Source organism: Flavobacterium chungangense LMG 26729, from assembly GCF_000735715.2.
GTDB lineage: Bacteria > Bacteroidota > Bacteroidia > Flavobacteriales > Flavobacteriaceae > Flavobacterium > Flavobacterium chungangense.
This window is the reverse complement of record NZ_JASY01000024.1, coordinates 20,607-31,877: the sequence shown is the minus strand read 5'-3', so window position 1 is coordinate 31,877 and position 11,271 is coordinate 20,607. Positions and strand designations below refer to the sequence as shown.

General features: G+C 33.5%; 9 protein-coding genes. 5 read left to right on the top strand and 4 right to left on the bottom strand.

Going from position 1 to position 11,271, the window contains the following annotated elements:
- Nucleotides 1–41: 41 nt before the first annotated feature.
- Nucleotides 42–1,277 (bottom strand): DUF4856 domain-containing protein, encoded by a 1,236-nt coding sequence (locus tag JE46_RS22055; RefSeq protein ID WP_236010676.1) that lies wholly within the window; start codon nucleotides 1,275–1,277, stop codon nucleotides 42–44.
- A 356-nt stretch (nucleotides 1,278–1,633) separates the two neighbouring features.
- Between JE46_RS22055 and JE46_RS22050 the strand changes: the two genes are divergently transcribed.
- Both JE46_RS22050 and JE46_RS22045 read left to right on the top strand, forming a co-directional pair.
- On the top strand, nucleotides 1,634–2,815 hold the full coding sequence (locus tag JE46_RS22050; protein ID WP_031457458.1) for an imelysin family protein: 1,182 nt from the start codon (nucleotides 1,634–1,636) through the stop codon (nucleotides 2,813–2,815).
- Nucleotides 2,816–2,878: 63 nt separating this feature from the next.
- The gene (locus JE46_RS22045; RefSeq protein ID WP_031457457.1) at nucleotides 2,879–4,282 is read left to right on the top strand and encodes a di-heme oxidoreductase family protein; all 1,404 of its coding nucleotides are present in this window, start codon (nucleotides 2,879–2,881) and stop codon (nucleotides 4,280–4,282) included.
- 295 nt (nucleotides 4,283–4,577) lie between these two features.
- On the opposite strand, the gene JE46_RS22040 is transcribed toward JE46_RS22045, so the two are convergent.
- Nucleotides 4,578–5,438, bottom strand: coding sequence for a helix-turn-helix domain-containing protein (locus tag JE46_RS22040; RefSeq protein WP_031457456.1), 861 nt, complete (start codon nucleotides 5,436–5,438; stop codon nucleotides 4,578–4,580).
- Nucleotides 5,439–5,665: 227 nt separating this feature from the next.
- Here JE46_RS22040 and JE46_RS22035 point away from each other — a divergent pair, with 227 nt between their 5' ends.
- From JE46_RS22035 to JE46_RS22025, 3 genes are all read left to right on the top strand, one after another.
- On the top strand, nucleotides 5,666–7,843 hold the full coding sequence (locus JE46_RS22035) for a TonB-dependent receptor plug domain-containing protein (protein WP_035137025.1): 2,178 nt from the start codon (nucleotides 5,666–5,668) through the stop codon (nucleotides 7,841–7,843).
- A gap of 28 nt (nucleotides 7,844–7,871) precedes the next feature.
- Nucleotides 7,872–9,095: a hypothetical protein gene (locus JE46_RS22030; protein WP_157505979.1), complete on the top strand. Its 1,224-nt coding sequence runs from the start codon at nucleotides 7,872–7,874 to the stop codon at nucleotides 9,093–9,095.
- Between the two features lie 89 nt (nucleotides 9,096–9,184).
- Nucleotides 9,185–9,598, top strand: coding sequence for a hypothetical protein (locus JE46_RS22025; RefSeq protein ID WP_157505978.1), 414 nt, complete (start codon nucleotides 9,185–9,187; stop codon nucleotides 9,596–9,598).
- Nucleotides 9,599–9,749: 151 nt separating this feature from the next.
- On the opposite strand, the gene JE46_RS22020 is transcribed toward JE46_RS22025, so the two are convergent.
- Nucleotides 9,750–10,058 carry a 6-pyruvoyl trahydropterin synthase family protein gene (locus tag JE46_RS22020; protein WP_317041415.1) on the bottom strand — a complete coding sequence of 103 codons (309 nt, stop codon included), beginning with the start codon at nucleotides 10,056–10,058 and terminating at the stop codon, nucleotides 9,750–9,752.
- Between the two features lie 276 nt (nucleotides 10,059–10,334).
- Entirely contained in the window at nucleotides 10,335–10,781 is a 447-nt protein-coding gene (locus tag JE46_RS24415) for a molybdopterin-binding protein (protein ID WP_209445167.1), read from the bottom strand.
- Nucleotides 10,782–11,271 lie beyond the last annotated feature (490 nt).

Here is an 11,271-nt window from a genome sequence, read left to right as displayed (position 1 = left end):
AATTACAAAAGCAATTTATAATTATCTGTATTTGTTCTAAATTAATTTACAGTTGCGGCTTGAGCAACTGTAAAACCAAATTTAGTTGCTATCTGTGTTGATATAGCATCCAATTTTGCTCCCAAAGTATCGATTGCCCACAAACCATTTGTTCCGCTTAACATAGATGCCAACATAGTATCTACTTCTGCTTTTGTGAAATACGGATTGTTTGTACCTGGTTTATTGGTGTAACGCAATGCCATAATAAAGCCATACGCCTCTGATAATGCATGTAGCGATTTTGCTCCAGCATCTCCTGTTGCCAATTTTGCTTTACCTTCTTGCAAATAAAATACCGCTCTTACAGCCGAAGTTGTTGCAAGTTTTGCTTTTATGATGTCAATTTGAGCATCACGAACTTTATAATCGTTAGCTACTATAGCTGCTCTACCTTTGCGAAAAGCCAACTCGATATCAGCCTTAACGGAGTTGAAATCAGCATCTGCATTCACTTGATTGATATAACTACTCCAAAACTTGAAAACATTTGGAGTAACAGTTACGTTATCCGCACCATATACATAACCATAAGCTTCGTCCCAAGTATGTTCCATTGCAGTGTATGATTTACCAGACACCAAAGTTTTAGCAGTATTGTCTGCTTTATTAGTACTTTCGTCCAACTTGTTTAAACTTAAATAGTTATTAGCTATTTGATCCATAAAACAAGCCCCCATCATTCCTTTTAATAATACTTGTTGAGGCTCTAATCCATTTGCCGCAAATAATCTTTTGCTCGTTCCGTCTAAATATACTCCTGCTACACCCGCAGCAGCAGTTGCACCTTTACTGGCTGTATTTCCATTTTTGAATTGGGTTTCAAAAAGGTCACGAACAGCAACTTGTTCAACAGTTGATCCGCCACCAAGATATAAAGAAAAATAATCTTTTGAAGCTGCTGTCTTGTCTTTGAGCTGTTTTCCAGAAGCATTTAAACCAGTTCCAGCAAAACGATTGTTGGTGTTGTTATACATTTCAGACAGCACTGCGTTATCTACTATTGTTCCGTTTGTTGCTGCGGTTTTATAATAGTTCCCCATTTCGTCAAGCATCAATAAACGACTACTTTGACCTGAATAATCTACGGTTGTTGCTGCGTTTCTATCAAAAGTATAAGTAGCAGGAACGGTATAATTGAAAGTTTCTTCTGCCACTGCATCATCATCTTTAGAGCAAGATGTAAATGTGAGTGCCGTAATTGTTAATGCGTAAAGGGATAGTTTTTTAAAGTTCACAATAATTATTTGTTAAAGAGTTACTAATTTTTTACAAATGTAATTTAGAGAAATTTACAAAGCAATATTTATTTAGAACAATTAAAAACAATGTAAATTTGTGTATTTGAAATAACTAATGTTGATTTATATTATTTTTTCTTTTTATAGCACTAAATGCCTTCTATAAGTGAGGTTAAACCAAATACTATCTGCTGTATTTAGTTGTGTTATTACGTTAATATCCTTAAAAACAGTAACAAAAAAACTATAAAATGTTATTAATTATTTAAAACAATTATAAATAAAACTTGTCGGATTAACAAAACTTTATACTTTTGCTTAAATTTAATTATTCTAAATAAAAAAAATGCTTTATGAAAAATATACACACTAAATTGGCTTTGTTTGCCTTTGGAGCAATAACTTTGTTCGCTTGCAACAATAACGATAATGACAATACTGTAACCAAAAAACAAGTAATAGAAAACTATGCTAACATTGCTTTTGCTAATTATCAAAAGGCATACAATGATGCCGTTTTATTAGAAACTGCCATAACTACTTTTACAACAACGCCAACTGATGCTAACTTTACAGCTGCCAAAACCGCTTGGAAAACATCCAGAGAAAGTTACGGAACAACAGAGGGCTTCCGTTTTGCTAATGGACCAATTGACAATGAAGACCCAAAATTTGCAGAAGGACCAGAAGGATTTGTAAATTCTTGGCCATTGGATGAGAATTTTATTGATTATACTGATGGCGCTTCAACATCAGGAATTATAAATGACCCAGCAGGTTTTCCATCAATAACTAAAGATGTTTTAGTGGGAGAAAACGGAAAAGGAGATAACGAAAAATATGTAACTGTAGGCTATCACGCTATCGAATTTTTACTTTGGGGGCAGGATTTAACTTTGCCGTCTGCCAACAAACCCGGACAAAGACCTTATACAGATTATTTAACTACTGGAGGAACAGCAGCTAACCAAGCAAGAAGAGCTACTTATTTAAAAGTATGTGCTGATTTATTGACAGACCATTTATTAGAAGTAGTAAACCAATGGAAAGTGGGTGGAACGTATAGAACTGCTTTCTTGGCATTAAAAGAAGACGAAGCCATAAAGAATATCTACCTAGGAATTACAACTTTAGTTTCTGCCGAGTTACCAGAAGAGCGTATGGAAGTTGCCGTAGAAAATGCAGATCAGGAAGACGAGCATTCTTGTTTTAGTGACAATACACATAGAGATATTGCTTTGAACTTGCAAAGTGTAATCAATATTTATCAAGGAAAATACGGTTCTATAGATGGCGCATCGTTAGAGGATTTAGTAAAACAAGCCAACGCCGAATTTTATACAGCTACCAATACCTCTATAACTAGTGCTACGGCAAAAGTTACTACTATACTTACTCCTTTTGATTTAGCCATTTCAGGTGGAGAATCATCTGTAGAAGGTAAAAAAGTACTTGCTGCCGCTACGGAATTAAAAACATTAGGTGCTAATTTATTAGCAGGAGCTACCAAAATTGGTATTATTGTAAATAGCTAGAAAGCCTTAAAATAAGTTTAACTAAAGTGTCCTTACTACAAGGACACTTTTTTCTATTTAAAAATGAAAAATTGCATTAAAGGAATTTTGGTTTTATTGAGTGTACTTTTTTTTAGTTGCTCTAAAGATAACGACGACCAATACCTCCCACTTACAGCTGAAGAGGGCGAACAATATTCGGGTGGAGAAACTACTGTTTTTAATAGGTCTGAAGAAGCTTTTGGTTTTTCGGCTCTTAATCTAACTTTTGATGAGGGAAAAGAATTCGCAGTTGGCAATTCTTTTTTTAGACAAAATTGGGTGGTTGCACCTGCTTCTACAACAGCTAGAGATGGGATAGGACCTTTTTTTAATGCGATTTCCTGTTCCAGTTGTCATTTTAAAGACGGTCGGGGTAGAGCACCGCTGCTAGATGGCGAAACAGGTCACGGCTTATTACTTCGATTGAGTATTGCTGGATTGGATGCCACTGGAGCTAATTTGCCTGATCCTATTTATGGCGGACAGTTGCAAGACGGAGCAATTTTAGGACAAACTTTAGAGGGAAAAATTACAATTATATACCAACCCATAATCGAAACATTTGCCGATGGAACTACGGTGGTGCTACAAAAACCATCCTATCAAATTTCTAATTTGGGTTTTGGAGCCTTGGCTAGCAATCTTCAAATTTCGCCTAGAGTTGCCAATCAGGTCATCGGAATGGGGTTATTAGAAGCCATACCAGAAAGTACGTTACTTGGTTTTACGGATGAAAATGACACGAACAAAGACGGAATTTCGGGCAGGTTAAATTATGTACACGATGTAGCTTCCAATTCCAAAAAAATAGGTCGCTTTGGTTGGAAAGCCAATCAACCCAATGTGCGTCAGCAAGTTGCCGGAGCTTTTTTGGGCGATATGGGCATTACCACAAGTTTGTTCCCCAACGAAAACGCACCCTTTGGAGTCGATTTATCCTTAATTCCAAACGGTGGTACTCCCGAAATATCCGATATTAATTTTGAACGGGTAGTTTTCTATTCCAGTACGCTAGCCGTTCCCGCCAGACGAAATTACACTGACGAAAATGTATTGAAAGGCAAAAAAACATTCAACACCATTGGCTGTACCAGTTGCCATATACCCAAAATACAAACCGGAAACACACATACTATTGCCGCCTTAAACAATCAAACCATTCGCCCTTACACCGATTTGTTATTGCACGATATGGGAGCTGATTTAGCAGACAATACGCCCGATTTTAAAGCCACAGGTCAAGAATGGAGAACCCAGCCTTTATGGGGAATTGGACTGATTGAAACTGTAAACAATCATACTAACTTAATGCACGACGGGAGAGCCAAAAACGTTACAGAAGCTATCTTATGGCACGGTGGCGAAGCGAAAGTTGCTAAAGATAGATTTAAAAAATTGACATTAGCTGAAAGGAATGAATTATTAGCATTTATTAATTCTTTGTAAATGATGGAATTTACCCAATATAACACTCTCCAACCTCCACAAAATTTTTATTGGTTAAAGCGTAATCCCCAATTGATTTTCCTGTGGAAGCAAGGATTTTAGAGTATCATAAATTTGAAACTCTTTTCTCAACAGTCTAATTTTTAGATGTTTTTTGGATTGTTTTGGCTTCTATTAGTCTTTATGCAGTATTGAAAAAGCAAAAAAATAGTACTAATAATCGAAAACCCATTTAAAACAAAGAAGCCGTCTCATTATATATTTGTGACGGCTTCTTTTATTGTTTTTTTTATAATTATTTCAACTTACTTGGTATATATCCAAAATATTTTTTAAATGCTACCGTAAAGTGTTGTGGATTTTTATATCCAACTTCATAAGCAACTTCCGAAATATTCACACCTTTTTTTGAAAGGATTTCCTTTGCCTTTTCCATTCTAATACGGGTTAGATATTGAAATATAGGCTCACCATAAATGTGTTTAAAATTTCGATTTAATTTATTTCGATTTATTCCAACTTCAAGTGCCAATTCTTCGACGGTAATTGATGTTTGAATTTTTTTGTGTAGTATTGTTTCAACTCTAGTTATTTGTTCTTGTTCAATTCCGCTTAAATATACTAGTGAATTTATTTCTTCTTTATCATTGATTTTAGAAAACATATATTGAAATATCTTAATCATCTCCGATTCCCAATACACTAAATCTACTTCTTTCTTTTGTGAATTTTTAATTATATTTTCAATACTACTTTTCAAAACTTTGGGAATACTTTCTGATTGTTCCCACATTTTAAAAGGAATCTTTTCTCTTAATGCTATTCCAAAAGATCCACTTATTTTATGAAAATCATTTTTAAAAATTTTTCGTACAAAATCCTCTCCACATTCTATTTCTACAGTACTTCTTACTACTGGATGTAGCGTTAGTATGCCATCTATTTTAGGTAAATAAAAAAAATTGTATTGACCCTCTTCTATTACAATTGCTTTTTCATTTTGATTGGTTGGTTGGTAATCCATCTTTCCTCCAAGTTGGAAATGGATTTTAATAAATGGAAAATCTTGTTTGATGTCAATTATCAAGGGAGCTGTGAGATTAAAATCAGTTATTGACACAACTGCTCCGTCCAGAATAATCTGCTTATTTGCCATATTTTAAAGTCTTATATATTGAAAACGAATTTATTTTTTTTTGTATGAATAGTTTCCAATATGTCCAAATGCGTAGGGAATAATGCGTTTTGCGTTGGTTTTTATTGGTGCTGGTATCATAATTTTGTGTTTAATTTTTATTTAAACTAAATAAGAGCAAATATACATAAAACAAGCAGTTTTTTGTTTTATGTATTTGTTTTTTAAACCCTTGATTTGCATTTATAATGAATTCTAATAGAAAATACACTTTTATTATTTTTACAATTTTGTCGATTCAATTGTCATTTGCACAAAATAAAATTCAGAACGATTCCATTAAAAATAATTTGCTAAAAGAAATTGTTGTAAAAGGAAAGTCTAAATCGGAAATAGTAAGTGAGCAAGCCATAAAAGCAGATATAATTACTACAAAAAACATCCAAAACGAAGCATCAACACTTACCGAAATTATAAATAGAACTTCAGGAATCAGGGTAAGGCAAGTAGGTGGTTTGGGGTCTAATGCCAATGTGTTTATCAATGGTTTTCAAGGAAAAGCTGTCAAATATTTTAAAGACGGAATTCCGCTGGATTATCTAGGTTCAGGCTTTAATATCAATATCGTGCCTGTGGCTATTCTGGAAAGGGTTGAAATATATAAAGGAGTTTTGCCTACCTATTTGGGTGCCGATGCTATGGGAGGAGCTATTAATTTGGTTACAAAAAATAGTTCAAAAAACTATCTTGATGTTTCCTACGAAGTGGCTTCTTTTAACACCCATCGAGCTACGTTTAACACACTTTATAAAATCCCAGAGACTTCTTTTTTTGTTGGTTTGGATGGTTTTTATAATCATTCAGACAATAATTATAAAGTGGATGTAAAAATAGTTGACCCTTTTACCCGAAACTTAAAAGATGTAACTGTAAACCGATTTCACGACGATTTCACTAATTATTATGGAGAATTTTTTGGAGGAATTACTAATTCGAAATGGGCAGATTTGTTTAGAATTGGCATAACTTATTTTGATATAGATAAACAAGAACAACACGGAGCATCAATGGCAGAACCTTTTGGACAGGTGGTTACAAAGCAAAAATCGTTTGTACCAACACTATTGTATAAAAAGAAATTCTGGAATCAAAAAGCCGATTTTAGTCAGTTTTTGGCATTAAGCAAACTAAGCGCAACCCGAATAGATACTTGCCATTGCACTTATGACTGGAACGGTAACCGAATTGACAACCCAGCCCGACAAGGCGAAGCCGATTCTGATGGTTCTTTGTCGAATATTGATTTTAAAAATTTTATATCCAGAACATATTTTAGTTATTCCTTAAATCCTTCACAAAAAATAGATGCCAATTTGGTTTACACTACTTATGACCGAATAGGGAACGATCCTTTTGGCAGTCGCTATCTTTATTCTGGTCGTGATATTTTGACCGTTCCTGCGGGTTATGACAAATTGGTGGGAGCAGTTGGACTGGAATCCAAAATCAAAGAAAAGTTTAGCAATACTTTTATTCTAAAATATTATTATTTCAAAACTAATGGAACCGATGCGCTTTTTGCAAGTCCTACCGAAGAGCAAGTTAGTAATTCGAGTCATCGATTTGGTATTGCCGAGGCTATAAAATATAACCTAACCGAAAATTCATTTTTTAGAATTTCGGGAGAATATGCTACAAGACTGCCTGAAAATTCGGAGGTCTTTGGCGATGGATTGTTTGAAATGTCAAATTTTAACCTTAAACCTGAGCAAAGCATCAATCTCAATTTAGGCTATCGAACACAAAAAATACAACGCTATTTACTAGAGATTAATACTTTTTTCAGACGAGCTACCGATATTATTGTGCAAGTACCCACCAATGTAATTTTTCTTCAGCATCAAAATTTTGATAAAGTTAAAGGCTTTGGACTAGAAGCCGATGCCTCTATTAATTTAAAAAAATGGTTGATTTTTGGAATTAACTTTACCTATCAAGATCTTCGTTTGTTTGGCATTACTAATCCTAATGTCAAATTTTTAGAAGATTCAAGAGTTAGAAACACGCCTTACTTTTTTGGAGGAGCAAGTCTTAAAACCATTCACAGAAATGTCTTTATAGCTAACGATGCCCTGCAAGCGTATTGGTATTACAATTATGTAAACGAGTTCTACTTGGAACCCATACCTAAAAATAGAGAAGCAAAAGGTTTTTTGGGCATTGGAAGCAAAGCCAATATTGATTCAGAATTAGCAATCCCTAATCAAAACCTGCATACCATTGGACTTAATTATGCCCTTAACAATGATAGGCAAAGTTTTGGTATAGAAGTAAAAAACCTATTTGACGCCAATCTTTATGACAATTTTAAGATTCAAAAAGCAGGACGGAGCCTCCATTTTAAAGCAAGATTTTCAATTTTTTAAATATTTTATAACAATCAATAATCAAATAATGAAAAAAACAATTCTTAAATTTTCAATCGCTTGCCTAGCAAGTCTTATTCTATTTTCAGCTTGTAGTAAAGACGATGATCAAGCCACAACAGCAGATACTTCCAATTTTGTAGTTGTTTCTGCCTTAATCACATCTCCATATTCAGGCTATATAACTTCATTTGGTTCTACAATGCCCAGTGGTACAATCTCAAATGTAAAAGGGACTTCAAAACAAGCACAATGGCTGGTAGGTATTCGCCAATTTGGAAAATATATTTATAGATTTCATAACGCATCAGGCGAAAGAGGTATCACAAAATATAGTGTAGATGCTACTACTCAAACCTTTAAAGAAGAAGGTTATATTGCAACCGACAAAAGTATTTTTGGGTCTGGCCAACACGTAATTGTAAACGAAACAACGGGTTTTTATTTTGACCCAGCACTCGGATTACTAAAAATTCAAAAATTCAATCCAACCACAATGCAACGTACAGGAGAGTTTGATTTTACTGCTAAACTTCAAGATGCCACTAAAGAATTTGTTAGCCTTGGTCAAACTATGATGATGGTAAAAGAAGGAAAACTTTATGCCAATATTCACTATGGTACAACTGCCAGAAAAGGTTATCTTGATTCTAAAGACGGTATTATTCGATTGGCAGTGATTGATATTGCCACTGGAAATCTGGATAAAACAATAACTTTCGACACTGGCAACAAAATTGTACAAACGGGTTGGTTTTTTGAGAATCCAATGTGGGATTTAGGCGATGATGGTCATCTTTATTTCTGCGATATGGCTGGTATTGGGTCAGGTGGATCTAGCTTACACCGTATCAAAAAAGGAGAAACAGAAATCGATGCTAATTGGATTGTAAAAATGGATGATATTACCAAAAATGGATTCTTTCATAACATTTTAGTTCGCAATGGTAAGATTTATACTCGTATTCCAAACGAAGGTATAAAACCTGATTTCTCGAATATTGGTGGCGAAATTTGGGAATATAGCACTATTGATGTAAACACAAAGACGGTTCAAAAAATTACAGGTACACCCATTGTATCATTCAACGGAAATGCTAATGCAATTGTAGAAATAGACAAACAAATTTATTTGATGGTCGAAAACAAAACCCAAAAAATAAATGGTTTCTTTAAAGTAAACGGCACAACTGCAACCCAATCTTTTCAGGTTTCTGAAGGTGGCAGTATTTGTGGTTTCGCAAAATTATAATAACTATGATTTGGGATACTTTTTTAGTATCCCTTTTTATTTACAGACACTTTTTCAAAATAAAAATTAGCCAATTAAAAAATATCAAAATGAATAACAATAACACCATGAAAATCAGTTTCTTTTGGGCATTAATAGTCCTAGGTCTCAATTTTCATACACAATACGAACTTCGAGGATTGTTTTTTGGAGAAGAAATCAAAATAGCAGGAGCAACAGGTAATATGCCATATTCTTTGCACTATTTCACTTTGTTAGTAAACATAGTGCCATTATTTTTTAGTCTTTTGACACTCTATTTAAACCATAAAGTTTTTAAAATAATCTCGTTGCTTTATGCCAGTTTATTTTGCCTATTGAATGGTTTTCACTTTATTTCTACAGCTATCGAAAGTTTATCCGATTTATCGCAAATTGGTTTACTCGGTTTTGTTTTAGTTTCTAATGTTTTATTAGTGCTTGAATTGTTCAAATGGTATAAAAATGATGTTCTAGCATTATAATTTGCATAAGTCAGTATATTTTATAAGTCAGTATATTTTAAAAGTTATCCAATATAACCCAGTTTTACACTTTATCATTTTATTTTACCGTTGTGTTGGCAACGAATAGATGATTTTTTTTTAGCTGGGTTATGTTTTTCATAAATTCCTGTTACTCCCCAATCTCCACATAATTCTTATCCGTTTCATAAAGCGTAATCGCCAATTGATTTTCTTGTGGAAGCAAGGGTTTCACGATACCATAAATTACCCATGCAAAATTTTCGGTAGAGGCTATTTTGTCTTTGAATTCGGGACAATCAAGGTTTAGGTTTTTATGGTCAAAACGGGTTTCGATTTCGTTTTTTATAATAGTTCCCAAGACTTTCATATCCATTACATAACCTGTTTCGGGATTAATTTCTCCTGTTATTTTTACAATAAGCCTAAAGTTATGTCCGTGATAATAGCGTTGTTGCATATTCCGAATATTTCTTTGTTTTTTGGGTCAGACCAATTGAGACTGTGCATTCGTGACAGGCATTAAAATGGGCTTCTCTGCAAATGGTAGTTGTCATTGTTTTACTTTTACTCGAACAAATCGATACAATATTGAATTACTTCAAAAATAGCTTTAGGCAAGGCTCTATGGTACTGGGCTTTAAAGGTAGATTTACAATTAAGTTTTGGTCTCTAATACCCACTTTATGTAGTGATAAAATGGCGGTAGGCACATGATACAAACTTTCTTTTCCCATCAGTTCGCCAAAACCGAGAGCATTTTCTGGCAGGCTTTTTCGGTGGCTTCGGGTCTAATGTCACGCAATGCAGGCCCTTTGACTCCGGTGGTAAAAATCAGACTATAGTTTTCGTCATCGGATAGTACTATTAATTTTTCGAGTATTAAGTCTCCTTCATCGGGCACTAAACAATAACGAAAGTCACAATTATCAAAAGTGTAATTATCAACAACTTTCCTGATTTCCTCCCCAGATAGGTCTTCGTAAACATCTTTGCTGGCGGGGTCTGACACAGTAAGAATTCTAATTTTTATTTTCTTCATTTTAGTTTTATCTATTTTTAAAATAGCAGGTTTAAGGATTCGTTCTATGGTTTTCATTTCCAATTCTTTTCCGATAAATACCAATTGGCACTTGCTTTTTTCCTGATTATTGGCTAGTTCTATAAAGACTGATTTTTCCACTGTCTGTAATAAAGCTACAAGATATTCCTTTTCAGAAAAAAGTATCTTAATTAGAAGAGATCCTATCGAATAAAAAAATGAAAAACTAAAAATCAAAGATTAGAAACAGCCTATATATAAGTGGCATCAAAAAAATATTTTCAAGAACAATGCAGTTACACTGAGTTACGCTTCAAATATTTATTAAAAAGCTAACCTCATTTGTATTTAGCTACAATTGAGTAAATCCATTAACTATCAACCTAAATTAATTCAAAAACATCTTTTTCTGAACAAAAAAATTACTTTTGAAATCCATACAAAATTATATTTGATTATGATTCTATAGAGAAAATCAGGATTAGCATTTAAAAATCATTTTTTGTAACCAGAAATAATCCTAAATATTTATTTTTGACGTTTTATAAATATGCTCTAACAATATATAAAATAGAAATACTCTAATAATATTCATATGTTCGCTTGTCTTTTCTTAATAAATATTATTATA

Coding starts and splice junctions, on each gene's coding strand:
- JE46_RS22035 (WP_035137025.1), top strand. CDS start 5,666: ATGAATTCTAATAGAAAATACACTTTTATTATTTTTACAATTTTGTCG.
- JE46_RS22020 (WP_317041415.1), bottom strand. CDS start 10,058: ATGCAACAACGCTATTATCACGGACATAACTTTAGGCTTATTGTAAAA.
- JE46_RS22045 (WP_031457457.1), top strand. CDS start 2,879: ATGAAAAATTGCATTAAAGGAATTTTGGTTTTATTGAGTGTACTTTTT.
- JE46_RS22030 (WP_157505979.1), top strand. CDS start 7,872: ATGAAAAAAACAATTCTTAAATTTTCAATCGCTTGCCTAGCAAGTCTT.
- JE46_RS22025 (WP_157505978.1), top strand. CDS start 9,185: ATGAATAACAATAACACCATGAAAATCAGTTTCTTTTGGGCATTAATA.
- JE46_RS22040 (WP_031457456.1), bottom strand. CDS start 5,438: ATGGCAAATAAGCAGATTATTCTGGACGGAGCAGTTGTGTCAATAACT.
- JE46_RS22050 (WP_031457458.1), top strand. CDS start 1,634: ATGAAAAATATACACACTAAATTGGCTTTGTTTGCCTTTGGAGCAATA.